This window comes from Pedobacter nototheniae (assembly GCF_004335085.1).
Classification (GTDB): domain Bacteria; phylum Bacteroidota; class Bacteroidia; order Sphingobacteriales; family Sphingobacteriaceae; genus Pedobacter; species Pedobacter nototheniae.
Genome location: NZ_RQRS01000003.1, coordinates 100,814 through 125,970, shown reverse-complemented (window position 1 = coordinate 125,970; position 25,157 = coordinate 100,814). Strand labels below are relative to the sequence as shown.

The following is a 25,157-nucleotide window of genomic DNA, read 5'->3' as shown; positions in this document are numbered from 1 at the left end:
AATATCCAGTCACTAAAACATATTTGGTGACTGGATATTTTCTTTAAACTCCAATCTTTTCTTTGGTAAACCCTGAGGATAATTGGTTTGAATAAAAGCAATCATCTGCTCTCTAACATAACAGCGTAAATCAAAAGCCCTTGATGAGTTTGCCGCACTCATCAAAAAACGCACTTCAATTGATCCATCTTTATTGCTATCCGTAACCTGAACTACATTTACTCTTTTATCCCAAAGTGAATTTGTAGTAAGCAATCGGGTTAACTCTTGCCTTAAAGGCTCTATCGGAATGGTATAATCCAGATATAGAAATACAGTACCCAACAAATCCGCAGATACACGCGTCCAATTTTGAAAAGGTTTTTCTATAAAATAAGTTATAGGCAAAATTAACCTTCTTTGGTCCCAAATACTTACAACAACGTATGTTAATGTAATTTCTTCCACCCTCCCCCATTCTCCTTCAACGATTAAAACATCGTCAATTCGTATTGGTTGTGTAAAAGCGATCTGAAAGCCAGCTAGCAAATTACCCAATGATTTTTGGGCAGCGAAACCGATAATAATTCCACCTATACCCACTCCAGTTAGCAAGCCTGCGCCTATTTTACGCATACTTTCAAAGCTTAATAAAATAATAGAAATGGTAACCAGAATAATTAACGAAACAATAATTCTGCGGATAAACTGCATTTGCGTCCTTATTTTACGTTCCTTCAAATTATTCTCCTTATTCAAATCATATTTGAGATAAAAATAATCCTCAAAAACATTAATAATGCGAATCAAAATATAAGCAAACGTAATGGTAAGCGCCACCTCAACTATTTTCGAAAGCGGATTTCTAAAAATAGTTTGCAGATCCATAAATGATAGAGAAAAGTTGAGTAATAACAGTGGAATAAAAATGCTAAATGGCCCTCTCAAATGTTTAATAGTAGATTTAATAAGAATGAAATCCCACCATTTAGAAAGAACAAGAAAGATTTTATGAATAATATAGGTTATCAAAATCCCAGCAAAAACGGCAATACCTGCTATAAGAAAATTCTTTAAAAACAAAGGAATTGTGTAACCAAAAGCTTGATCTAAATACTGCATCAATAAAAGGGTTGGTAAAAAATAGAAATGACTATAGACCTTTTATTAACAAATGCTCATTAGGATTGTTTGATACTAGAAGCTGAAGGGTTTTGTTAAGCCCCTTAAATAAGGCCGATAATTTAGGTTATTTCCTTTTTAATAGATATGAAACCAATTATTCCTATAATAAAACAGATCAGCCATACATAACTATCAATTGGGCAACTTATAATTGTTACCGACATAATAATACCACAAGAACCACTAACATAACAATTTCTATAGGTATATGGTGGGTTTATTGATGTACTGAAACACCTTAAGCCAGGAATAGAGCCGGCAATTGGCGAACCATATACAGGTATTGTTGTGCCTACAGTATTATTAGGATTACAGTATAATGTTGTATTAGGAACAGTTGCACCAGTAGGTGTGCTATATACTGGCGTAATTAGTGGAAGTTCCAAACCTCCATTATTTACAAGTACACAACCCGTATAAGTTTGCGCCTGTACAGAATAAATAGTTATAAATAGAAAACCAAGAAATATAACTAATTTCTTCATAATTAAATTTAATAAATCTAATTGGATAAACCTAGCATAAAAAGGAATTAATTTTCATATAACCGCATGAATTACAACTAAATAAACACTAAAAACAACCCAAGTTGACGAATTATATTTATTTATTGATCGCATTTTTTTAGTCAACATTATACAGATGCACACTTAACTTCGCTTGTACTATCCACTAGTAATTAAGGTTATTTTTAAAACTACATGACTGGTAATCTTAAACTGTAAACTTTTTTCAATCAACTATTTGATAATAAAAGTATTCTATCTATCTTTGCAGTCCCGAATTTTGCGGGGTAATAAATAATTGTTTAATAAATTAAATACAAGCAAGTGAATACGTTAAGTTACAAAACTGTCTCGGCCAATGCTAAAACTGTAAACAAACAGTGGATTGTTGTTGATGCGCAAGGCGAGATTTTGGGGCGCTTGTCATCGAAGATCGCTATGATCATCCGTGGTAAAAACAAGCCTGAGTACACCCCACACGTAGATTGCGGAGATAACGTTATCGTTATTAATGCAGACAAGGTTAAATTGACAGGAAACAAATTCAGCGAAAAGCAATATGTTTCTTATACTGGTTATCCAGGTGGTCAACGTTTTATTTCTCCTAAGGAGTTAATGGCGAAACACCCTCAACGTGTAATTGAAAAAGCAGTAAGAGGTATGTTACCTAAAACTAAATTGGGCAAAAAATTGTACACCAATCTTTTTGTTTATGCTGGTGAAACTCATCCGCATGCAGCTCAATCTCCAAAAACCATTAAACTTTAAGAAATGTCAGTTACTAACACTTCAGGAAGAAGAAAAACAGCTGTTGCACGTATCTACTTAAAAGATGGTGCTGGCGCAATTACCGTTAACGGAAAAGATCACAAAGTATATTTCCCTACTTTACCTCTACAATATATCGTAAACCAAAGTTTAGAAGTTTCTGAGCTTGTTGGTCGTTATGATATCAATGTAAATGTACAAGGTGGTGGTATCAAAGGACAAGCAGAAGCTGTTCGTTTAGCTATTGCTAAAGCGATTGTTGAACTAGATGCGGAGAAAAAACCTGCATTACGTGCTAAAGGCCTAATGACGCGTGATATGCGTATGGTTGAGCGTAAGAAACCAGGACGTGCTAAAGCTCGTAAGAAATTCCAATTCAGTAAACGTTAATCACAGGAGGCAAAGACAATGGCAAGAACAACTTATCAAGACTTATTGGATGCAGGTGTACACTTTGGTCACCTTACCCGTAAATGGAATCCAAAAATGGCTCCTTACATTTTCATGGAGCGTAATGGAATTCACATTATAGATTTAAATAAAACTTTAACTAAAACTGAAGAAGCTGCGGCTGCGATTAAACAAATCGTGAAATCAGGACGTAAAGTTTTATTCGTTTCTACAAAGAAACAAGCTAAAGGAATCGTAGCTGAACAAGCTAAAAAAGTAAATATGCCTTTCGTAACCGAGCGTTGGTTAGGTGGTATGTTAACTAACTTTGCTACTGTTCGTAAGTCAATCAAAAAGATGTCTAACATCGATAAAATGACTAAAGACGGTACTTATGCGATTTTATCTAAAAAAGAGCGTTTAATGATTCAACGTGAGCGTATTAAATTAGAATCACTTTTAGGTGGTATCGCTGATTTAAACCGTTTACCAGCAGCTTTATTCTTAATTGATGTTAAGAAAGAACACATAGCTGTAACTGAAGCATTAAAATTAAACATCCCAACTTTTGCGATGGTTGATACAAACTCTGATCCTTCTAACATCGATTTCCCTATCCCAGCGAATGATGATGCTACAAAATCAATCTCTTTAATTACTGATGTAATTATCAAAGCTATTGAAGAAGGTTTAGATGAGCGCAAACGCGAAAAAGATGATGAAGCAGAAAAAGAAGCAGTAGCTGTTAAAGCTGCAGCTGATGCGCCAGAGGTTAAAGAACCAAGACGTAAAAAAACTGCTGAAGCTGAAGTTGAAGCATCTTCATCAGAAGAAACTAAAACAGAAGAATAGTAATATTTTTTATTGCAGGTTACTGGTTTCAGGTTTTAAGTTGGCTTAACATGAGTTTAACTTTCGGCTTGTAACTTGTAACCTGTAATTGTTATAAACAAGATTATAAAATTTAAAAAGGAAATAAAATGTCTACAGTACAAATTACTGCCGCAGATGTAAATAAACTACGCCAACAAACTGGTGCTGGTATGATGGATTGCAAAAAAGCTTTAGTAGAAGCTAACGGCGATTTCGAAGCTGCGGTTGATTTATTGCGCAAAAAAGGTCAAAAAGTATCTGCTGCCCGTTCTGGAAATGCTACTTCTGAAGGTCTTGTATCAATCAATGTATCAGCTGATGGTACAAACGGTAAATTAGTTGCTTTAGCTTGTGAAACTGAGCCAGTTTCTAAAGTTGAAGATTTCCGTAATCTAGCACAAGCTGTTTTAGCAGCTGCGGTTGCAAACAATCCAGCTTCTATCGAAGAATTATCTGCAATTGTTTTGGAAGACGGACGCACTGTTGCAGAAACCATAACTGAACTAACTGGTAAAATCGGTGAGAAAATAGTTATTCAAGAGTACGCAAATGTATCTGGCGAAAAAATCGTTTCTTACATCCACTCAAATGGTAAAATGGGCGTTTTAGTGGTATTTGAAGGTGCTAATGGCGCTGATATTACTGAAGCTGGTAAAGATGTTGCAATGCAAATTGCAGCAATGAATCCTGTTGCTGTTGATAAAGATGGTGTTGATCCTGCTACTATTGAACGTGAAATCGAAATTGCTAAAGATGTAATCCGTCAAGAAGGCAAACCAGAAGAAATGGTTGAAAAAATTGCTGCTGGTAAATTGAATAAATTCTACAAAGACAGTACTTTATTAAACCAAGAGTTTGTTAAAGATAGTTCAGTAGATGTTCGTAAATTTTTAGATAACACTTCTAAAGGCTTAACAGTATCTGCTTTCAAACGTGTACAATTAGGTGCATAAGCATTATTAAATATTAAAAAAGGTTCCTTGCAAAAGGGACCTTTTTTTTTGCCTTATATTTGCCCTCGTTAAGTATATTTTTAATTTAAACGCATATGTTAGCAATTATTAACTCTAGATTTTATCAGGACGAAACACTTATCGAAGGAAAAACAATTCTAATCGATCAGGATAAGATATCTTCCATTACAGATAACCCAAATGATAATTTCGATGTTATCAGTGCTGACAATGGTTTTTTAGTCCCAGGCTTTATAGACCTTCAAATTTATGGCGCTGGTGATCGGTTATTTTCTGCTGAGCCTACTATAGAATCATTAACATTAATTGAAGATGATTTGCTTAAAAAAGGAACAACTGGTTTCCTTGCATGCATAGCAACAAATACTCCCCAAGTTTTTAATGCTTGCATAAAAGCGGCAAAGGAACATCGTTCAAATGCAAAAAACTGCTTAGGTTTACACCTTGAAGGTCCTTTTTTAAATCCAAAACGTTTGGGTGCACACATTCCTGAGTTTGTTCGCAAAGCAACATTGGATGAAATTAAAGAATTAATAGACTTTGGCGATGGCGTAATTAAAATGATGACAATTGCACCTGAGGTAAACGATGATAACGTAATTCAATATTTACTTGATAATGGCGTAGTAGTTTCTTTAGGCCATAGCAATGCTAATTTTAATGAAGCTACCACAGCCTATAATAAAGGCGTTCAAACCACCACTCATTTATTTAATGCAATGAGTCCTATTCATCATCGCGAACCCGGTATCCCTACTGCAGTTTTTAATCACGATAAAGCAATGGCTAGTATTATCCCTGATGGACAACATGTGGATTTCGAAGTTGTTAAGTTTGCCCAAAAGCTTTTAAAGGAACGACTATTCATAGTTACTGATGCTGTTACCGAATGTTTTTCTGGCCCATATCAACATATTCGCAAAGGCGACAAATATGTAATGCCAGACGGAACACTCTCAGGATCGTCTTTAACGATGCCACAAGCTATTAAAAACTGTGTTACCAAATGCGATATCGCATTACCTACAGCATTAAAGATGGGGACTCTTTACCCGGCAAAACTAATTGGAATAGAAAATTTAACAGGAATCATTGAAACAGGGCATCAGGCTAATCTTGTTATTTTGGATGAGCAATTGAATTTAAAAAAGGTAATTTTTAAGGGTAAAATAATTTAAAAGTAATACTCAAACCAAATTGATCATGTTAAAAAAGATTAGTTCAATTATTCTTCTAATATTTATTTGTATCACCCAAGGCTGGTCGCAACAAAGCAGTACTGCATTTAAAATAATCCCACTTGGAGTTAAAGGCGGAGATGATGAAAGTAATTTATCAGCCTATATGATTGCTCCAAAAGGTAGCGAAAACTATATTTGTTTAGATGCAGGCACTATAAATGCAGGGATCCAGAAAGCGATTGAACAAAAAACATTTAAAGGCATTAGCGAAGAAATTCAACGTAAGCAAATAAAAGGTTATTTAATATCACACGCACACCTAGATCACGTTGCAGGATTAATTATCAATTCCCCGGCAGATACTGCTAAAAACATCTACGGCATGTCATCAGTATTAAATATTCTTAGAGATAAATATTTTACTTGGGATGCATGGGCAAACTTTGGAAACGAAGGCGAAAAACCACAATTAAAAAAATACACTTATACTTCGCTTGAAGAAGGAATTGTTTATCCGCTAGCAGAAACAGAAATGAAAGTGCAAGCTTACGAGCTTAGCCATAGTAAGCCTTATAAAAGCACAGCCTTTTTAGTTCAAGCAGGCAATAGTTATATTTTGTACCTTGGAGATACAGGTGCAGACGAAATTGAGAAATCTGATAAACTGATAAAATTGTGGCAAACGGTGGCTCCACTTATCAATGCAGGCCAGCTGAAAGCAATATTCCTTGAAGTATCTTTTCCAAATGAGCAACCTGAAAATCAATTATTCGGTCATCTTACTCCAAAACTTTTTTTCAATGAGCTTAGCAAGCTTAAGGATTTAACAAATGCAAAAGCCTTTAAAAAAGTTTCTTTTATCATAACCCACATTAAACCTCCGCAGCAGAATGCTGAGAAAATAAAACAACAACTGGTTTCGGAAAATACATTAAATTTAAATTTGGTATTCCCTGTTCAGGGGAAACAGTTAACAATAAATTAATATAAGCAGAACATTTTCTACTGTAAGGCAGAGTACTTTTACTAAAAAACTACTTATGAAAAAAAACTTACATCTGCTTATACTCTTTCTATTTTTAATTCTCTTAAAGATAGATGCCGTAGCACAAAACGAAACAACAGCTTCTATAAATGGAATGGTTACTGATTCAAAAGGATCAATTAGCGGTGCTACTGTTATTGCCATACATGAACCATCAGGATCAAGATATGCCACCTCTACCCGATTGGATGGTCGTTACAATTTACCAGCTATGCGCATCGGTGGACCATATTCAATTACTGTATCATTTATTGGATTTAAAAATCAAACACAGCGTATTGAAAAATTAGCCCTTGGCCAAAACTCCACTTTAAATGTAATGCTTAATGAAGATGCCAATAATTTATCAGAGGTTACCGTATCAGGAAAGCAGAGCAAAGTTTTTAACTCTGGTAGAACAGGGGCTTCTCAAAATATTTCCAGAACAGCAATTCAAAATTTACCAACTTTAAATAGGAGTTTTACTGATTTTGTTAAACTTACTCCCCAATTCTCTTTACAATTTGGAAGTCCGAGTTTTGCTGGTAGAAGTAATTTGGCGAACAATTTTACTGTAGATGGAGCCTTATTTAACAATGCTTTTGGTTTACAAGGCACAATTGGTAGTCAAACAAATTCTCAACCAATTAACATGGATGCTTTTGAAGAAATTACTGTAAATATTGCTCCATATGATATTCGTCAAAGTGGTTTTACAGGCGCAGCAATAAATGCAGTAACCAGAAGTGGCACAAATGAATTTCAAGGTTCATTAAATACTTACTATAGAGATCAAGATTTGGTAAGTGACTACAATTATGCAGGGTTAAAAGTACCTGTAAATAATTTTAGCCTTAAGGGATATGGCTTTACATTGGGTGGTCCAATTATTAAAAATAAATTATTCTTTTTTGTTAGTGGAGAATTGGAAAGAAGATCAGATCCTGGTACAGGTTTTTCAGCCTCAAGAGGTGGAAGCACGGGTCCAAATATTTCTCAGGCAAAAGGAGAAGACTTAGACAAATTAAGTTCTTTCTTACAAACCATTGGTTATGAGCCAGGTGCTTATGAAAACTACGCTTTAAAAACGAGAAGTGATAAATTATCAGCCAAATTAGATTATAACATTGATGATAAAAACACATTAAGTTTAAAATATTTCTATTTCAGATCCTATAAAGATATTTTACCAAGTAATAGCGGTGCACCAAAAGCCAACCGTCAGCCTTCGCAACTTGGACTTCCGTTTCAATCAGCTGGATACGGTATTAATAACAACATGGACAATGTTAACCTGGAATTCAGAACGCGTTTTAACAATAAATTCTCTAATCAATTAACCGTTGGTTATAATAATATGAACGATTTCAGGGAATCTAAAGGAAATAAACCATTTCCCCTTGTTGATATTATGAATCCTGATGGAAGTTCTTACACCGCTTTTGGTTATGAGCCTTTTACCGCTTTTAACACCTTAAAAACAAAAGTTTATCAGATTACAGACAACTTTAATATTTATGCAGGTCGCCATGAAATAACATTGGGAGCCAATTATGAAGGCTACAGAACGCTTAATGGTTTTGCGCCTAACTATTATGGTGCCTATACCTTTAACAATCTTGCCGATTTTTATAATAGTGCGCAAAACGGTGTATCCAATGCAACAAAATATCAGATTCAATACTCGGTTATGCCTGATGGATCATTCCCATATGCAGAAATTCAATCGAATATGTATGGTTTGTATGTACAGGACGCTTTTACCGTTAGCGATCAGTTAAAAATAACAGCTGGTTTACGTGCCGATTTAACTAATGTTTCTTCGCCAGCATTATTAAGCAATCCAAATGTGGCAAATTTGACTTTCGAAAATGGAGAAAAAATCGACGTTGGCAGATTTCCTAAAAGTTCTATTTTATGGTCGCCACGCTTAGGCTTTAACTGGGATGTAAATAATGCTGGAAAAACACAGGTACGCGGTGGTACAGGATTATTTACCGGCAGACCTCCTTTGGTGTGGATATCAAACCAAGCTAGTAATAATGGAGTTCAGTTTGGTGCAGAATCTATAAACAGCCCAACAAACAGACCATTTAATCCTAATGTTGATGCTTATAGAAACGTAAACAAAGCAACTGCAGCAAATAACACAGCGTACAATCTTGCTGTAACTCAACAGGATTTTAAATTTATGCAAGTTTGGCGCTCTAATTTAGCTATCGATCAGAAATTACCTGGCGGTGTTACTGGAACCATCGAAGCACTATATTCAAAAGATATTAATTCTGTCTATTTCCGCAATGCGAACTTAAATACTTCGTCATATACGCTGTTAAAAGGCGCAGATAATCGCCCGAGATACACCAGCACGAAAATTTATGGATCTGCAACACCTACCCCAGCAAATCCAAATATTTCTGACGCAATTGTAATGACCAATACCAATAAAGGGCATAGCTTATCCATCACTGGAACATTATCAAAAGAATTTGCTGGTGGTCTTTTTGCAACCATGGGCTACACTTATACAGATTCTAGATCGGTTAATGATGGTGGCTCTATTGCTCAATCTATGTGGAGAGATCGTCAGGTTTCAGGTAGTCCAAACACAGATGCACTTTCATATTCGAGTTACATGGTTAAAAATCGTTTTATTGCATCCGTTGTTTATAGAAAAGAATACATCAACCACCTAGGCACAACATTCTCTATGTTCTACCAATTACAAGATGGGCTTAGATATTCTTATACCTATGGAAGCGATTTAAATAATGATGGTTTAAGTGGTAACGACTTAATTTTTGTTCCAGAAAACAAATCTGATATTATCTTAGTTCCAGAAAATACAGGCGATACCCGCACACCTGATCAGCTTTGGGCGCAGTTAAATAGCTATATTTCTCAAGATAGCTATTTGAATAAAAGAAGGGGTAAATATGCAGAAAGAAATGGCCTTGTTGGAAATGTAATTGGCACACTCGATATTCGCCTTGCACAGGATTTGTTCGCTAATGTAAAAAACAAAAAACACTCTCTTCAATTTACTTTTGATATTTTCAACTTCGGAAACATGATTAATAAAACATGGGGAGTTCCGAAAATTAGCAACAGAAGCAATGGGCTTCTTAATTTTAAGGGAGTGGATGCCGCATCAGGTAAACCTACATTTTCTTTCCCTTATTTAAATGCAGAAAACAATGTGCCTTTAGTGAATACATTTTCAAGTAGCATTGATGAAACTGCTCGCTGGAGAATTCAATTAGGATTAAAATATAGATTTAATCAATAATCTTTTAAAACAAAATAAGCAATTAGAAATAGCTAGGTTAACACAATTAACCTAGCTATTTTTTTATTAAAAAGCTTAATCTAAAAAGTAATGAGAGGGCAACAATTGTTTAACATAGTTAAGGTAGGTTTAAGAAAAACATTTTAAACCTACCAATTATTATGAAAAACCAATTAAAATTTACGGTCACAGCGGTAACTGTATTTGTAACATTACTAAGTTTTAATAGCTGTAAAAAACAAGAAGTTGAAACTACTCAAAGCGCTTCCCTAAAGGCAAAATCACTAGGACTTACATCTACCAATGTAGCACTAACGGTACAAACTGTAGAAAATTTTGAAGTTGGCGCAATCAGCCCAAAAACTGCTTATGATGTTTCTCCGGCAGGCTCGGCAGGTGGAGATGACGTTACACTTAACGGCAAATCATGGAATTTATTCGATGCGTTAATTGGAAATCTTGATGCAGATAAAAAAAATGGCTCATGGTCTGCCCGTGTTCGCAACTCTGGAAAAATTACCATGCAATTTGACATCACAACAGGCATTAATACAGTAAGTATCCAACACGCTACTTATGGCAACAATACTGATAGCCAATGGGGTTTATGGTACTCAACCAACAGCGGAAGTAGCTGGACACAATCTGGCGTTAATATAACCAGTACATCAACCATGCAAACTCAATTATTCACTTTAAACCTTACCGGAAATGTTCGTTTAGAAATTAGAAAACTTTCTGGTGCCTCAAACAGGATTAACTTTGATGATATTACCATTGGAAATAGTGATGGTGGCACTAATCCCGGAACAAATCCTGTAATTACTGGAAAAAAGTTTCTATTTGATGCTTCAAAACTGGAAAATGCAGGTAGCGCAGATTGGCAAATAGACGCGGATGGAACAGAAAAGGTACCAAGCTACACCGGTGGAACAACTTCTGAACTTGCGGCACAAAGATTTCCAACTCCATCATACACAGGCATAACTGCATCAACTCCAGAAACATATTGGAAAGGCGCCATGTCTGCCTGGGCAGTAGAACTGGTAAAACGCGGCGAATTAGTAGAAACATTACCTGTTGGTACCGCCATCACTTATGGCGATACATCTAATCCACAGGATTTAAAAAATTACGACGTTTATGTTGTTATCGAACCAAATAAACTATTCACTACCTCAGAAAAAGCTGCTATTATGAATTTTGTGGCTAATGGTGGTGGCTTAATGATGGTAGCCGATCATACTGCTGCAAGTACTGCTGGAGCAGATGCCAATGGATATAATCCTTCAGATAGAGATGGAGATGGTTACGATTCCCCAAGAGTTTGGAATGATTTAATGAGCAATAACGGCATTAACAATAATAAACCTTTCGGTTTTAATGTGGATTATGTTGACATCAGCGAAAAGCCAAGTACCAACGTTTATACTGGAACAAATACTAGTGCCAATATAGTTTTAAATGGAGCTGCTGGAAATGCTTCAAAGTTAGCCTTCTATAATGGCACAACCGCAACCTTATTTCCACTGCAAAATGCTGCTGTTCAAGGATTATTTTGGAAAATGAGTAGCACATTAGGTGGCAATAATGGTGTTATGGCATTAATTTCGACTTATGGTAGTGGTAGAGTAGCATTTGTTGGAGATAGTTCGGCATCCGATGATGGAACTGGGGATACCAATGATAATTTATTTAATGGCTGGTCTGGCGATGTCCCATCCGGGTATACTTCTCATCCAGCCTTGCATTTAAATGCATCATTATGGCTTGCTAAAGCTCAATAAACAATTTAATGTGGGGTTTAGCATAAATAAAATTGTTTATGCTAAACCCCTTTTTATTGTTCAAAATTAACCTAATTAAATATTTACATCAATTGTTAAAAACCATAGCCTGTAAGTAAAAAATTGTTAATATTTTTGAGGTCATGAAGTACAAACGCATTCTACTAAAACTTAGCGGCGAGTCGCTAATGGGCGAGAAACAATATGGGATTGATAATGAGCGTGTTAAGCAATATGCTGAAGACATAAAAGCCGTACACGACAAAGGCCTTGAAATCGCAATCGTAATTGGCGGTGGAAATATTTTCAGAGGTTTAAGTGCTGAAAAAAGTGGAATGGACAGAGCACAGGCAGATTACATGGGAATGCTTGCTACCGTAATCAATTCAATGGCTTTACAAGATGCTTTGGAGAAAGTAGGTTTAAAAACAAGATTACTAACTGCTATTAAAATGGAGCAAATTTGTGAGCCATTTATACGTAGAAGAGCTGTTCGTCACTTAGAAAAAGGTCGTATTGTTATTTTTGGTGCAGGTACTGGTAATCCATATTTTACAACAGATTCTGCCGCAGCATTACGTGCAATTGAAATTAAAGCTGATGCAGTTTTAAAAGGCACACGTGTTGATGGTATTTATACTGCTGACCCTGAAAAAGACCCAAATGCAACTAAATACGAGCAAATTTCTTTTAAAGAAGTTTATGCTAAAGGTTTAAATGTAATGGATATGACCGCTTTTACTCTTTGTGAAGAAAATCAGGTTCCAATAATTGTATTCGACATGAATAAACATGGTAATTTCATGAAAATTGCCAACGGAGAACCTATCGGAACTTTAGTAAGATAAATTTAAAAACGATCATTTTTCTATTTTATCATAAACCTGTTTACAAGCCTATACACCTATCGAAATAGATAAATAATATTTATATTTTTGTAGAAATACACGCAATTATGAATGACCTCATAAAGTTACAATTACTGGATGCTCAATCTTCAATGGATAAAGCTATTGATCATTGTGAATCTGAATTAACTAAAATTAGAGCTGGAAAAGCTTCTGCAGGAATGCTTGATGGCATTTTTGTAGATTATTACGGTGCATCTACTGCCCTTTCTCAAGTGGCAAGTATTAACACGCCTGATGCTAGAACATTAATTATCCAACCTTGGGAAAAATCTCTTTTAGTGCCTATTGAAAGAGCAATACAAGAGGCTAATATTGGAATCAATCCTCAAAATGATGGTATTGTAATCCGTTTGGTTGTACCTCCTTTAACAGAAGAACGTCGTAAAGATTTAGTTAAAAAAGTTAAGGAAGAAGCAGAACGCGGCCGAATTACTGTTCGTAATATCCGTAAAGATGCCAACGAAAAGATTAAAAAGTTAAAAGGCGAAAGCGTTTCTGATGATGAAATTAAGACAGGAGAAGCTGAAGTACAAAAATTAACTGATGCCTACATTATTAAGGTTGATAAGCACGCAGAAGCGAAAGAAAAAGATGTTATGACTGTTTAAATCAACAGAAAACTAAATATTTTGAAAGGGATCAGATTAATTTGATCCCTTTTTTTATTTTATATTAATTTATTTTTCTGGCACTAGATCCTCTAATATTCAGGATAGCTGGCAAAACAGATTCCATATAATCAGTGCTCCGTTTTTCTGCATTGAGTTTTGACAATAACGTTTTCATAATCCTTTCTGCAATGGCCTTTACAGGCTGAGCTATTGCCGTAACCGGTGGATTGCAAAATTCAAGTAATTCAAAATCATCAAAAGATACAACTGCAAGATCTTCCAGAATATTAATTTCCATTTGTTTAAAGGTTCTCAACCCATCCATGCAAATGTAGTTAGCGGCAAAAATAACGGCGTCCAACCCTTCTTCAGTATTAAAAAACTGTGTCATTTGCTTAATTGAATCAGCAGAATCTACATAATTTAACTTTTTAGTATGTAGAGTTAATTTATTCTCATTAATTGCCTGTTCGTAGCCTGCCAGGCGATCAATCATTTGCTGTTGTTCAGTATCAATGGTAATAAAGCCAATATTTTTATAGCCGTTAAATATCAAATGCTGAGTAGCTTCGTAAGTGCTCCCTTGATTATCAATTACCACATAATCGCTTTTTAATTCGGGTACGTAGCGATCAAATAATACAACAGGGTGATTGGATTGAATTAGTTTACTAATCTCCTCTTCTAATCCTTCTGGCAATGCTATAATATAACCATCAACATGCCTGTCTTTAAAAATTTGAAGTAATTCAATAGCCTTTTTTTTATCGTTTCTGGTGCTGCTAAATAGAATTTTATAGCCCATTTCCGAAGCCTTTTCATCAATAAAACGTGCAATTCCGGAGAAAAAGGGCTCAGAAATATCATCTACTAAGAAACCTAAAATCTTTGTTTTACCAGTTCTTAAACTCTTTGCAAGCGCATTTGGCTGATAATCGAGTTTCTCCACCAAATCCATAACTCTTTTTGCCAAGGCATCACTAATGTTCTTTTCCTTCGCTTTTCCATTAATCACAAAAGATACCGTGGTGATAGAAACATTTAACTGACTTGCTATATCTTTAATTAGAATTTTCTCTTTCATTTACTACTGATCCAGAATTTTAATGGATTTGGAGGGAAATATAATGATTTATTTGCAGTGCCTAATTGCATTGCTAAGAAAAGTTAAATAGTTTTTACAGAATAAATGACGGAAATAAAAAGAGCAACCCATCCAGATTGCTCGATTAACTAACTTATTATTCATAAAAAATGCTGTTGGGGAAGGAGTCGAACCTTCAAGGGGTAGTTAGCTACAGTTCAAAAAATTAATTGTGGTCAACCCAATAAACTGCGTTTGTCCCATTATTCCCCACCACCGAGACAAGGAGGCGTGTCTGCCAATTTCACCACCCAACATTTCAATTAGTGTTAATAAGCAGTTTCCAATTTTCAGTTACTACTGTATACTTGAAACTGCAAATTAAACAGCTGTAGGGGAAGGAATCGAACCTTCAAGGAGTGGTTAGCCATTACTGGTTTCCCATATTCTCCGCCACCGAGACAAGGAGGTGTGTCTGCCTGTTTCACCACCCTACAGTATGTTCAGCATTTAAAAGAACGTTCCTTTTTGTTATTTGCTTAATACAAATGTAAAGGAACAAGCATTATCTTACAAATATTTTAAACATTTAATTTTATTTTTGTAATATTAATAAATTATTTTAAATTTGATTATCAAAATCAAAAAATATGCTTAAAAAAGACAATTCCAATTTAGAAATTGACAACCTAGACATTGACATATTGAAACAATTAATGCAGGATGCCACTAAACCTTATACAGAAATAGCAAAAGATTTGATTGTTTCGGGTGGTACAATTCACGTAAGAATGAAAAAATTGCAAGAAATGGGCATTATAAAAGGTTCGCATTTAATAATTGATCCACAAAAGGCTGGTTATGATATTTGTGCCTTTTTGGGCATTTATTTAGAAAAAGGAATTCAATATAAAGATGCGGTTGCTCAATTAAGTAAAATTAAAGAAGTAGTAGAATTACATTACACCACTGGAGCATATAGTATGTTTGCTAAAATTATTTGTAGAGATACAAACCATTTACGCCATGTACTAAATGAGGAAATACAAGCTGTTAATGGCATTCAGCGTACTGAAACCTTAATTTCACTAGAAGAAAGTATTAAAAGGCAAATAGAACTGGGTTAATTACTAAAGGTTGATGCCCTGCAGATAACATTCTAGCTTTTAAACCTAATTGAAATGGCATTCCCCGATTTTTTAATCGGGGATATAGTATGAAATAGTAACAAACATTAATAATTGGAGTATTATACTCTCTTATTAAGTATCTGCGTTAAATGTAATTTGCAATTATTTTGATGGATTATTTTAGCAACTGATAGGCAATCAGCGCTGCTACATAAGCCATAGCCGTCATATATCCAAGCTGAATAACTGGCCATTTCCATCCTTTTGTTTCACGATATACAATTGCAACGGTACTCATACATTGCATGGCGAAGGCATAAAAAAGCATAAGTGAAATACCTGTCGCAAATGTATAAACAGGCAAACCCGTTTTGCTATTGATAGAAGCACTCATCCGCTCTCTTATGGTACTACTATCTTCTTCGCCACCATCTACACTGTAAATGGTCGCCATTGTACCTACAAAGGCTTCGCGGGCAGCAAATGAGGTTATTAAGCCGATACCTATTTTCCAATCGTATCCTAATGGACGAATTGCAGGCTCAATAAAATGCCCTAGAATACCTACATAAGAGTTTTCTAATTTCTCTGTTGCTACCAAAGTTTTAATGTGATCTGTATTTTTTGTGGTATCAGCCAAAGCAGACTCATATTTCTTGTCAATATTTTCAAAGCGGTTTCCAGGACCGAATGATGCCATTACCCAAAGGATAATTGAGATGGCAATAATAACCTTACCAGCTTCGAAAACAAATGTTTTTGATTTTTCGTACATGGTATAGAGCACGTTTTTCCATCTTGGCATACGATATACTGGTAGCTCCATGATGAAATATGATTTCTCTTTTGATTTAATTATAATTTTCATTACCCAAGCCACAACAACTGCTGCCACAAAACTAATTATGTACATAACCATTAATGCTAAACCTTGCATATTAATGATCCCTAGTACATTTTTTGAGGGGATAATAATCGAAATCAGTAAAATATAAACTGGTAATCGTGCAGAGCAGCTTATTAAAGGTGTAACCATTATGGTAATCATCCTGTCTTTCCAGTTTTCGATATTTCTGGCAGCCATAATAGATGGCACAGCACAAGCTAAACCGCCAATCATAGGCACTACAGATTTACCGTTTAAACCAACCTTACTCATGATTTTATCCATCATAAAGGTAACCCTTGCCATATAACCAGTATCTTCCAGAATTGAAATAAAGGCAAATAATATGGCAATTTGGGGGATAAACACGAAAATACCACCTAAACCGGCTACCACACCGTCCAACAAAAGATCGGTTAACATTCCAGCAGGCAAATATTCATGTCCATATTCTGTAATCCAGCCAAATGTGGTTTCAATCCATGCCATGGGATATGATGACCAAGCAAATATGGCGTTAAAGATTACAAATAGTATCAGTAGGAAAATACCAAAACCCCAAATTTTATGCGTTAAAATAGAATCAAGCTTATCGCTGAAAGAGAACTTTTGGGCTGTTCCTGTATCTACTACAACATCTGATAGAATTGTACTTAAATGTTTATATCGGGCAATGGTTTCTGCCGCCTGAGCTTTTGAAGATTCAAATTTATTGGATTGTTCTATTTCTTCAATTTCAATTTGATCTTGTTCGCTAAAAAATGTTAAATGCTCATGTTGGTGCAAAACCTGTAAAGCATAGTAATTATTATCGGTATTTATTCTTTGTTTTATAGCCTCAATTGCATCCGGGGCAAGGAAGTGAAGATCTACATCATTAACTTGAGTTGCTATTTTTGTAGTATTGGCAACGGCACTTTTTAATTTATCAATGCCAATATTATTACGTGCTGAAATAGAAACAACCTGAATACCTAATTTTGTTGCCAATTTATTAGCATCAATTTCAATACCTTGCTTTGCCGACAAATCGACCATGTTTAAGGCTAAAATCATTGGAATACCTAAATCTGCAACCTGAGAATACAAAAGCATGTTACGCTTTAGGTTGGATGCATCTGTAACCAATACGATTACATCAGGATGGCTGTTATTGTTTTTATCAGCTAAAACCTGAAAAACAATGCTCTCATCATTACTTTTAGGATACAAACTGTATGTACCAGGTAAATCTATAATTTCTGCTTCTCTACCTTCTACAAGTTTGGCAAAACCTGTTTTCTTATCTACAGTAATTCCCGGAAAGTTTCCAATTTTTTGATTTAACCCTGTTAAACGGTTAAAAAGAGTAGATTTACCTGTATTGGGATTTCCAACTAACGCAACTTTAATATCCAAACCAGCTTATTTATTGAATGATAATAACTTCAGCTTCACTTTTACGTAAACAAAGCTGATAACCTGCTACACGAATAGCCATTGGGTCGCCGAGTGGAGCGAAACGCTCTACTTCTACAATTTCGCCAGGTAAGCAGCCCATTTCCATAAGCTTAACAGACATTTCCAAATCTGTAAATGCCACTATTGTTCCTTTTTGCCCAACCTTTAAATGCGAAAGTTTCATGTGCTAAATTTGGCGCAAGTTAACCTTTCTTTAGATTTATTCCAAATAAGATAAATCATCTTAAATTAAGATTTCCTTAAAAGCGGAAGAATTTGTTGTCGCCAGCTAGTTATTTTTTCTCCCTCCGCCAAAGCCTCCACCATTTCTTTGTCTACCTTCTCCTTGCATAATTCTATTTTTGCCACCCATTCTATTTAGAGAATAGGTGAAAGAAAACATGAAATATCTTTGCAAAACATTATAATTAATATCTTGTATGGTATTGTTATCTGCTGTTCTCGTTACTCCTTGATTTTCGTTCAAAAGATCGTTTACGGCAGCTTTAAAAGTTCCACGATTTTTAAAAAACTGTTTGCTCAGGTAAGAGTTTATAAGCGTAAAATGAGTATTAAAACCTTCACCCCTACCAGTATTTTGATTGTAATCTACATCTACCGCCCATCTTATTTCTCCTGGGAATAAATAGCTTACACTAACATTTGGACTAAAGGTATAATATTGAGTGTTTGAATTTGGCAGCACTGAATAGGTTGCCCGATTAATAGATCCGTTTATTCCTGCTACTAAATCAAGCTTATCCAAATTCGATACCAATCTATAGCCATTGCTGATAGACCAGCTGTTTGTGATATTTTTTAAGGAGTTTGTAAAGTTTACATCTCTATCGTAATTACCACTTAAATTGATGTGAAAATTAAGTTTATTTTCGGGCATAAGGGGCAAGCTTAAGGATGAGGAAATTGAACCGGAATAAGATCCATTTACATTCACTGGTAAAATAGCTAGCTTCCCTTCATCCTTTCCACTTTGGATTAAACTACTACTATTGGCAATTTTATTTGTGGTTTGTCTTAAATTTAAATTCACGAATAAAGATCTGTTTTTACCTACGGTGAACGTGTTGTAAGCAATGCGCAAAGTATTGTTAAACTCTGGCTTTAAATCTGGATTACCCACAGGAATGCTTTGTGTATTGGTATTATTCGGTATAGGTTGCAGCTGCTGTATTGTAGGCTGGTTAGTACTCCCTCTATAATTAATAACAAGGCGTTTGCTATTACTAAAATTGTACCTAAACATTGCTGAAGGCGTATAATTATTAATATTTTGTTTTAATAAAATACCCCTGCTTATATTATCATTGGTTCTATCGGTATTTTGAAAGGCCAAACCCACATTCCAATTGTATTTTTTTGCAGTTTTAGTAAAGCTAAATCCGGCGGCATTGGTTAATATCGTATTTTCATAAGCATTACTAAATGTTAAATCCAGTAGGTCATATGCCAATGTTAATGGATTAAAGTTATAAGTAAAGCGATTTGATTTATTGTGGTTATATCCATTTTGGTAATTAAGCTCAATACTTAATGTATTGGAAATCGGTTCAGTATAAACAATTCTGGTTACCTGGTTTAGTGATTCGCTTTGCTGATCGTTAAACTGATTGGTAATCTTTTGAGTTTTTACCCCATCTTCAGTGTTATTATCGGTAATGTTATTATAGTTATTAGCATCATTATTGTTTATGCTGGTATTAAAATTAAAGGATAAAGTTCTCCCTCTGCGCATAAACTTTTTACGTAAAAGAATATTATTATTTATAGATGGCGCTGTATTATGATTATTTAATTGCTGGTTTCCATCAACTTTGTACAAGTTATAATCTCTTGTATAAACGCTATTGTTAATACTTTCGTTATCGGTGTAACTTAATGTTGGCTGCACACGTAACGATATTAATGAATCGATTTTAGTATCGACCATAAAATTAAGTCGGTGGTTTAACCTCTCTGAAGTATTGTTTTGGTTGTTGGTAAAAATCGTTGTTGTAGAACCTAGTAGATTTTGAGTTACACTATTTTTTAAAATCAAATTTTCTGATTTGTTATAAAAATAACTCATGTTAATTTCAGTTTCATCTGCATAGCGATCGGCAAAATTAAAACCACCAGCATTTGTATTGGTAATCCCCAGTTTACTTGTATTTCCTCCTGAGTTACCTGCCAAACCGCCGCCAAAGTTTTGTTTATTTACATTGTTAAACTGAGCAACTACGCTCATTTGCTGGTCTTGGTTAAAGCGATTAATATTTGCATTTACGTCATAGCGATCATCTGATCCATAACCAACACTGGTATTACCGAAATAGCCGTTTTTCTTATCTTTTTTTGTGGTAATGTTGATGATTTTTGTTCTTGTTCCATCATCAATTCCAGTAAATTTTGCTTGATCAGAAAGCTCATCAATAATTTGAATTTTATCGATCATATCAGCCGGTAAGTTTTTTGTAGCTAGCAACGGATCGTTACTAAAAAATTCTTTCCCATCCACTTTAACTTTAGTAATGGTTTCGCCTTGCGCTTTTACCGTACCTGCTTTATCAACTTCTACGCCGGGTAATTTTTTCAACAAATCTTCTACAACTGCATTTTCGACTACTTTAAAAGAACTTGCATTAAATTCTAAAGTATCTTTTTTAACAATAATTGGTGCTGCTTCTGCTTTTATTTCTACTGTTTGTAAATCTATACTTTCACCATCAAGAACAATATCTCCCACGTTAATTTCGGTTTTATCTGCTGTAATGGCGAAATCTTTGTTGGCATTTTTTAACCCTATAAAAGCTGCATATAAACGGTAATTTCCGGGAAGTAAATTTTTAAAAATAAATTTTCCGTCTGCTGCAGTAGTATTTGCGCTAACCACACTAGAGTCTTTCATGTTTTTTAAAGCTACCGAGGCATAATCTATAGGTTGCTTATCTTTTGATTGAATAATTCGTCCAGTAACCGACCCTGTTTTCTGAGCGTAAACAACAAAACATGACAGGACAAGCAGGAGCGTAAAAAGTTTCTTCATTTGGTTAATTAATGCGTGTTGGTATTTATGACTTGATGTTAAATAAAAGGTTTGTTTTTATGAAGTAACATTTGGAATACAAAAATTAATGGGGCAAAAAAAAGGTCCCGATAAAATCGAGACCTTTTAATCTTTTAATGTTCGTGATTACATTCTCATGCGCATACCACCGCCACCTGGCTGATTAGGCATTTGAACATCATTACCTATGTTACGACCGCCAATGCGGGTTAACGAATAAGTGAACGAGAACATATAGTATCGTTTAAGTACGTTGTAATTTAAATCGGCGATGGTATTGCTTGTTGATGTACGGCTAATTCCTTGATTTTGATTTAATGCATCATTAACAGCAATTTTAAAGGTTCCACGATTTTTAAAGAATTGACGACTGATGTAAGAATTAATTAAGGTATAATCTGTGTTAAAATCATCACCTCTACCGGTATTTTTAATATAATCTAAATCAATTGCTAAACGGATATTTCCTGGAAACATATAACTTACATCAAAGCTAGGGTTTACCGTAAAATATCTCGTATTTAAATCTGTTTGTGCAGAATATGTAGCTCTACTAATAGAACCGCTGATACCTGCAGTTAAATCCAACTTATCTAAATTGGTTACAAATTTATAGGTATTGGTTAAACTCCAGTTGTTGGTAATATTAGTAATATTGCTGGTAATATTTGTTCCTTTTGAGTAGCTACCGCTTAAACTTGCATTTAAGTTTAATTTATTGTTTGGTAAAATTGGTTGACCTAAAACAATGTTTGCATTACCGCTATAGTTACCATCTACGTTAATGTATTTTGAGGCAATTTTACCATAATTAATATCATTTGGATCTGAAATTGGACTTTGGCTTGATGCAAATGCGTTAAATGTTTGTGTTAAATTAAGAAACACCGCAAAGAAGCGCATTTTCGCGAAGGCAAAATTATTATACCTTACCGTTAAAGTATTATTAAATGCAGGCTTTAAATCAGGATTACCTAAAATAACCGATTGTGTATTGGTATTATCCAGAATAGGTTGAATTTGATCAATTGTTGGCTGTTGTGTTGTTCCTCTATAATTAATAACCAATCTTTTACTGTTGCTAAAGTTATATCTAAATTGTGCTGATGGTGTTAAATTCACAAAGTTTTGAGTGAACACATTACCAGTAGTTAAATTGGTATTTTCTCTGTGAGTTTGTTGTCCGGCTATACCAATGTTCCAGTTGTATTTCTTCTCATTGGTTGTAAAGCTCATTCCTACTGCATTGGTTAAAGTTTGGTTTTCAAAACTGTTTGAGTAGGTATTATCTTTTATATCAAACTCACCTGTTGCACTGTTAAAATTATAAATGTTACGTTCAGAGTTACTATTGTTAATTCCGTTTTGATAGTTAAACTCTAAACTTGTGGTTTTAGATAAGGGCTCAGTATACACCACTCTTGTATTGTTTACAATGCTGTTGCTGTTTAAATCATTTAACTGATTTGTTAATTTTGGTGTAGTTACCCCATTAACGGTGTTCTTATCTAAAATGTAATTCAGATTGGATGCATCGCTATCATTAATTGATGTATTTATATTTAATGATAAAGTACGCCCTCTACGTTTAAATTTCTTTCTAACCAAAATATTGTTGCTAATAACCGGGGTAGAACTATTTGTGGTGTAACTTTGATTACCAACTGTACTCGAAACCCCTGCCGCTACAATGTTGTTCCTGGTGTAGCTATTTAAGCTTAAACCGCTATTTTCTGTATAAGCAATGTTTGGCTGTATTTTAATGCTTGTAGTAGAATCCAATTTGGTATCAATCATAAAGTTTAATCTATGATTGGTTTTATCGGTATTGCTGTTTAAGTAATTGTTTACATTTTGAGTGTTACCACCCAATAAGGTTTGAGTTAAACTGGTTTGCTCGTTAAAAACAGAAGATTTATTAAAGAAATAACTGCCTTGAATTTGAGTTCCATCTTTATAAGTATCGCCAAAGTTTAAACCTGCAGCATTAGTTGTGGTAATACCGCCACTTGCTGAACTGGAGTTTCCTCCACCACCACCAAAGCCGCCACGACCGCCGCCGCCACCACCTCCAAAACCATTGCCTGCACCGCCGCCACCTCCAAAGTTTTGTTTGTTTACGTTGTTAAACTGTCCAATAAAACTAAATTGCTGATCGTTATTAAATTTATTTACGTTTAAACTGGCATCATAACGATCATTAGAACCATAACCGACAGTACTATTTCCAAAATAACCTTTTTTCATACCACTTTTTGTAGTGATATTTAAAATTTTGGTTCTTGTACCATCATCTATACCTGTAAATTGCGCTTGATCAGAAAGCTCATCAACCACCTGAATTTTATCTACCATATCAGCTGGCAAATTCTTGGTTGCCAATAAAGGGTCGCTTCCAAAAAACTCTTTACCATCTACCTTAACTTTAGTAATGGTTTCGCCCTGCGCTTTAATGCTACCATCTTTTGCAACTTCTACACCAGGTAACTTCTTTAAAACATCTTCAACAACTGCATTTTCTCTTACCTTAACAGATTTCGCATCATATTCCAAGGTATCTTTTTTAACCACTACAGTTGGCACTTGCCCAACTACGTTTACTGTGTTTAAATCTACACCATCATCAGCCATAACTATATCGCCAACATTAACAGCAGTTTTAGCTACTTCAACATCTTTTGTTGTAGTTTTTAAACCCAGGTAGGCTCCAATAATTCTATATCTACCAGTAGGAATACTTTTAAATGAAAAAGTTCCATCAGGATTTGTTTGTCCTGAAGCTACCACACTAGAATCCTTTAAGCTTTTAACAGCCACGGTGGCAAAATCTATTGGCTTTTTATCTTTAGCGTTTACTAATCTACCACTTACGGCACCAGTATTTTGAGCGTGCGCTACATAGCCACAAAATATAAGAACAAGTAATATTGCTCTTTGAAAGTTCTTTTTCATCAAAAAAATTTAGATATACTATTTACAAAACTATGCTATCAGACTGCTATAAAGCATAAAGGTTTGGTGGCGAATGTTAAAAGTAAGGTAACATTTTAAATACAGCTTATTGGGATGGCTGCATCTGTAGAAAATAGGAGGTTTAAAGTTTGTTATTTGCGTTGAGCAGGATAGCTTTGGTAATATACCTTGGGGCAGTTACAGCCTTTTTTAAAAATACCGCATCCACTAAGGCCAATTACTATAATTAAGCAAATTAAACTAAGTATTTTTCTCATTAAAATTTAATTTATGCAATAAAACGTAACTAAAAACGGCCATGCAGGCACCAATCATATCACATGCAAAATCCCACCACTCGGCAGATCGGTAGGTAAAAACCTTCCATTGTAATAATTCTATTCCTCCGCCAATTAAGGCATTGATGAGTAATATTTTAAAAATCGTTAAAGTTCTAAAACCAAAACTATGCTGATAATTTATCTTACCATAAAAAAGCAGCACTGAAAGTATAAAAAAGAAACCCAAATGGGCCATCTTATCAAATCCCTGAAAGAAAAAACCGCTGCCTTTGGTTTCAGGCATTTTCATATTACAAAGCACTAAAATAACTATGGTCCAAAATATAGCCCACTTTTGTTGTTTTAGTGCTTTGTACATGTATTTTTATGCGCCAACTAAAGCTTGGTAAGCTTCAGCAGTTAGTAGGCCTTCAACTTCAGCTAAATCGCTTAATGATACTTTTACCATCCAGCCTTTACCGTATGGATCAGAGTTTACCAATTCAGGGTTATCATTCAATTCTGAATTAACCTCTAATATACTTCCTGTAACAGGCATAAATAAATCAGATACAGTTTTTACAGCTTCAACTGTTCCAAAAACTTCTTCTTTAGCTACTTCTTCACCAACCGAGTTAATGTCGATGTAAACGATATCGCCTAATTCGCGTTGTGCAAAATCAGTAATGCCAATAAATGCTTCGTTACCTTCTACCTTAACCCATTCGTGGTCTTTAGTGTATTTTAATTCTGATGGAAAATTCATTTGTTCTTTATTAGTTTTATGCCAAAGTTAAATAATATTTTGAATTGGATTTAAGATTCTTCTTTTTTCCACCCTT

At 34.7% G+C, this 25,157-nt stretch carries 20 protein-coding genes and 2 tRNA genes; 11 read left to right on the top strand and 11 right to left on the bottom strand.

Annotation, left to right across the window (positions count from 1 at the left end; all coding sequences use genetic code 11):
• Window positions 1–12 precede the first annotated feature (12 nt).
• Window positions 13–1,101 (bottom strand): mechanosensitive ion channel family protein, encoded by a 1,089-nt coding sequence (locus EHC72_RS04040; protein WP_131536361.1) that lies wholly within the window; start codon window positions 1,099–1,101, stop codon window positions 13–15.
• Between the two features lie 122 nt (window positions 1,102–1,223).
• Window positions 1,224–1,649, bottom strand: a complete 426-nt coding sequence (locus tag EHC72_RS04035) for a hypothetical protein (protein WP_131536359.1) — start codon at window positions 1,647–1,649, stop codon at window positions 1,224–1,226.
• A gap of 345 nt (window positions 1,650–1,994) precedes the next feature.
• On the opposite strand from EHC72_RS04035, the gene rplM reads away from it, so the two are divergent.
• From rplM to frr, 10 genes are all read left to right on the top strand, one after another.
• On the top strand, window positions 1,995–2,438 hold the full coding sequence (gene rplM, locus EHC72_RS04030; RefSeq protein ID WP_010602007.1) for a 50S ribosomal protein L13: 444 nt from the start codon (window positions 1,995–1,997) through the stop codon (window positions 2,436–2,438).
• 3 nt (window positions 2,439–2,441) lie between these two features.
• Window positions 2,442–2,828 (top strand): 30S ribosomal protein S9, encoded by a 387-nt coding sequence (gene rpsI / locus EHC72_RS04025; RefSeq protein WP_131536357.1) that lies wholly within the window; start codon window positions 2,442–2,444, stop codon window positions 2,826–2,828.
• 18 nt (window positions 2,829–2,846) lie between these two features.
• On the top strand, window positions 2,847–3,680 hold the full coding sequence (gene rpsB / locus EHC72_RS04020; RefSeq protein ID WP_131536355.1) for a 30S ribosomal protein S2: 834 nt from the start codon (window positions 2,847–2,849) through the stop codon (window positions 3,678–3,680).
• Window positions 3,681–3,808: 128 nt separating this feature from the next.
• Window positions 3,809–4,654: a translation elongation factor Ts gene (gene tsf / locus EHC72_RS04015; RefSeq protein WP_131536353.1), complete on the top strand. Its 846-nt coding sequence runs from the start codon at window positions 3,809–3,811 to the stop codon at window positions 4,652–4,654.
• A gap of 95 nt (window positions 4,655–4,749) precedes the next feature.
• Window positions 4,750–5,853, top strand: a complete 1,104-nt coding sequence (nagA, locus tag EHC72_RS04010) for an N-acetylglucosamine-6-phosphate deacetylase (RefSeq protein WP_131536351.1) — start codon at window positions 4,750–4,752, stop codon at window positions 5,851–5,853.
• 25 nt (window positions 5,854–5,878) lie between these two features.
• On the top strand, window positions 5,879–6,841 hold the full coding sequence (locus tag EHC72_RS04005) for an MBL fold metallo-hydrolase (protein ID WP_131536350.1): 963 nt from the start codon (window positions 5,879–5,881) through the stop codon (window positions 6,839–6,841).
• A 55-nt stretch (window positions 6,842–6,896) separates the two neighbouring features.
• Window positions 6,897–10,169: a TonB-dependent receptor gene (locus EHC72_RS04000; protein ID WP_131536348.1), complete on the top strand. Its 3,273-nt coding sequence runs from the start codon at window positions 6,897–6,899 to the stop codon at window positions 10,167–10,169.
• Between the two features lie 161 nt (window positions 10,170–10,330).
• The gene (locus EHC72_RS03995; RefSeq protein WP_211660274.1) at window positions 10,331–11,956 is read left to right on the top strand and encodes a hypothetical protein; all 1,626 of its coding nucleotides are present in this window, start codon (window positions 10,331–10,333) and stop codon (window positions 11,954–11,956) included.
• A 143-nt stretch (window positions 11,957–12,099) separates the two neighbouring features.
• Window positions 12,100–12,804 carry a UMP kinase gene (gene pyrH, locus EHC72_RS03990; RefSeq protein WP_131536346.1) on the top strand — a complete coding sequence of 235 codons (705 nt, stop codon included), beginning with the start codon at window positions 12,100–12,102 and terminating at the stop codon, window positions 12,802–12,804.
• 107 nt (window positions 12,805–12,911) lie between these two features.
• A complete protein-coding gene (gene frr, locus EHC72_RS03985; protein ID WP_131536344.1) occupies window positions 12,912–13,475 on the top strand; it encodes a ribosome recycling factor in 564 nt (187 codons plus the stop codon).
• 64 nt (window positions 13,476–13,539) lie between these two features.
• On the opposite strand, the gene EHC72_RS03980 is transcribed toward frr, so the two are convergent.
• The 3 genes from EHC72_RS03980 to EHC72_RS22605 all read right to left on the bottom strand — a co-directional run bounded on the left by EHC72_RS03980 (window position 13,540) and on the right by EHC72_RS22605 (window position 15,059).
• On the bottom strand, window positions 13,540–14,562 hold the full coding sequence (locus tag EHC72_RS03980) for a LacI family DNA-binding transcriptional regulator (RefSeq protein ID WP_131536342.1): 1,023 nt from the start codon (window positions 14,560–14,562) through the stop codon (window positions 13,540–13,542).
• A gap of 173 nt (window positions 14,563–14,735) precedes the next feature.
• Window positions 14,736–14,879 (bottom strand) — tRNA-Asp (locus tag EHC72_RS22610).
• A 72-nt stretch (window positions 14,880–14,951) separates the two neighbouring features.
• Window positions 14,952–15,059, bottom strand: a tRNA-Asp gene (locus EHC72_RS22605).
• Between the two features lie 153 nt (window positions 15,060–15,212).
• Here EHC72_RS22605 and EHC72_RS03975 point away from each other — a divergent pair.
• Window positions 15,213–15,689, top strand: coding sequence for an Lrp/AsnC ligand binding domain-containing protein (locus EHC72_RS03975; protein ID WP_025145395.1), 477 nt, complete (start codon window positions 15,213–15,215; stop codon window positions 15,687–15,689).
• A 178-nt stretch (window positions 15,690–15,867) separates the two neighbouring features.
• On the opposite strand, the gene feoB is transcribed toward EHC72_RS03975, so the two are convergent.
• From feoB to gcvH, 6 genes are all read right to left on the bottom strand, one after another.
• Window positions 15,868–17,976, bottom strand: coding sequence for a ferrous iron transport protein B (gene feoB, locus EHC72_RS03970; protein WP_131536340.1), 2,109 nt, complete (start codon window positions 17,974–17,976; stop codon window positions 15,868–15,870).
• 10 nt (window positions 17,977–17,986) lie between these two features.
• Entirely contained in the window at window positions 17,987–18,202 is a 216-nt protein-coding gene (locus EHC72_RS03965; protein WP_131536338.1) for a FeoA family protein, read from the bottom strand.
• A gap of 105 nt (window positions 18,203–18,307) precedes the next feature.
• Complete coding sequence (locus tag EHC72_RS03960; protein ID WP_131536336.1) at window positions 18,308–21,061, bottom strand: outer membrane beta-barrel family protein; 2,754 nt, start codon at window positions 21,059–21,061, stop codon at window positions 18,308–18,310.
• A 147-nt stretch (window positions 21,062–21,208) separates the two neighbouring features.
• Entirely contained in the window at window positions 21,209–24,034 is a 2,826-nt protein-coding gene (locus EHC72_RS03955; protein WP_131536334.1) for an outer membrane beta-barrel family protein, read from the bottom strand.
• A 261-nt stretch (window positions 24,035–24,295) separates the two neighbouring features.
• On the bottom strand, window positions 24,296–24,694 hold the full coding sequence (locus EHC72_RS03950; protein WP_131536332.1) for a VanZ family protein: 399 nt from the start codon (window positions 24,692–24,694) through the stop codon (window positions 24,296–24,298).
• Window positions 24,695–24,700: 6 nt separating this feature from the next.
• Entirely contained in the window at window positions 24,701–25,081 is a 381-nt protein-coding gene (gcvH, locus tag EHC72_RS03945; RefSeq protein ID WP_131536330.1) for a glycine cleavage system protein GcvH, read from the bottom strand.
• Window positions 25,082–25,157: the final 76 nt, after the last annotated feature.

Bases quoted from the DNA above. Each gene is read 5' to 3' on its own strand.
- EHC72_RS03955 (WP_131536334.1), bottom strand. From the start codon at position 24,034: ATGAAAAAGAACTTTCAAAGAGCAATATTACTTGTTCTTATATTTTGT.
- EHC72_RS03995 (WP_211660274.1), top strand. From the start codon at position 10,331: ATGAAAAACCAATTAAAATTTACGGTCACAGCGGTAACTGTATTTGTA.
- pyrH (WP_131536346.1), top strand. From the start codon at position 12,100: ATGAAGTACAAACGCATTCTACTAAAACTTAGCGGCGAGTCGCTAATG.
- EHC72_RS03975 (WP_025145395.1), top strand. From the start codon at position 15,213: ATGCTTAAAAAAGACAATTCCAATTTAGAAATTGACAACCTAGACATT.
- EHC72_RS04000 (WP_131536348.1), top strand. From the start codon at position 6,897: ATGAAAAAAAACTTACATCTGCTTATACTCTTTCTATTTTTAATTCTC.
- EHC72_RS03980 (WP_131536342.1), bottom strand. From the start codon at position 14,562: ATGAAAGAGAAAATTCTAATTAAAGATATAGCAAGTCAGTTAAATGTT.
- EHC72_RS04035 (WP_131536359.1), bottom strand. From the start codon at position 1,649: ATGAAGAAATTAGTTATATTTCTTGGTTTTCTATTTATAACTATTTAT.
- gcvH (WP_131536330.1), bottom strand. From the start codon at position 25,081: ATGAATTTTCCATCAGAATTAAAATACACTAAAGACCACGAATGGGTT.
- rpsI (WP_131536357.1), top strand. From the start codon at position 2,442: ATGTCAGTTACTAACACTTCAGGAAGAAGAAAAACAGCTGTTGCACGT.
- EHC72_RS03965 (WP_131536338.1), bottom strand. From the start codon at position 18,202: ATGAAACTTTCGCATTTAAAGGTTGGGCAAAAAGGAACAATAGTGGCA.
- rpsB (WP_131536355.1), top strand. From the start codon at position 2,847: ATGGCAAGAACAACTTATCAAGACTTATTGGATGCAGGTGTACACTTT.
- nagA (WP_131536351.1), top strand. From the start codon at position 4,750: ATGTTAGCAATTATTAACTCTAGATTTTATCAGGACGAAACACTTATC.
- EHC72_RS03950 (WP_131536332.1), bottom strand. From the start codon at position 24,694: ATGTACAAAGCACTAAAACAACAAAAGTGGGCTATATTTTGGACCATA.
- EHC72_RS03960 (WP_131536336.1), bottom strand. From the start codon at position 21,061: ATGAAGAAACTTTTTACGCTCCTGCTTGTCCTGTCATGTTTTGTTGTT.
- frr (WP_131536344.1), top strand. From the start codon at position 12,912: ATGAATGACCTCATAAAGTTACAATTACTGGATGCTCAATCTTCAATG.
- EHC72_RS04040 (WP_131536361.1), bottom strand. From the start codon at position 1,101: ATGCAGTATTTAGATCAAGCTTTTGGTTACACAATTCCTTTGTTTTTA.
- tsf (WP_131536353.1), top strand. From the start codon at position 3,809: ATGTCTACAGTACAAATTACTGCCGCAGATGTAAATAAACTACGCCAA.
- EHC72_RS04005 (WP_131536350.1), top strand. From the start codon at position 5,879: ATGTTAAAAAAGATTAGTTCAATTATTCTTCTAATATTTATTTGTATC.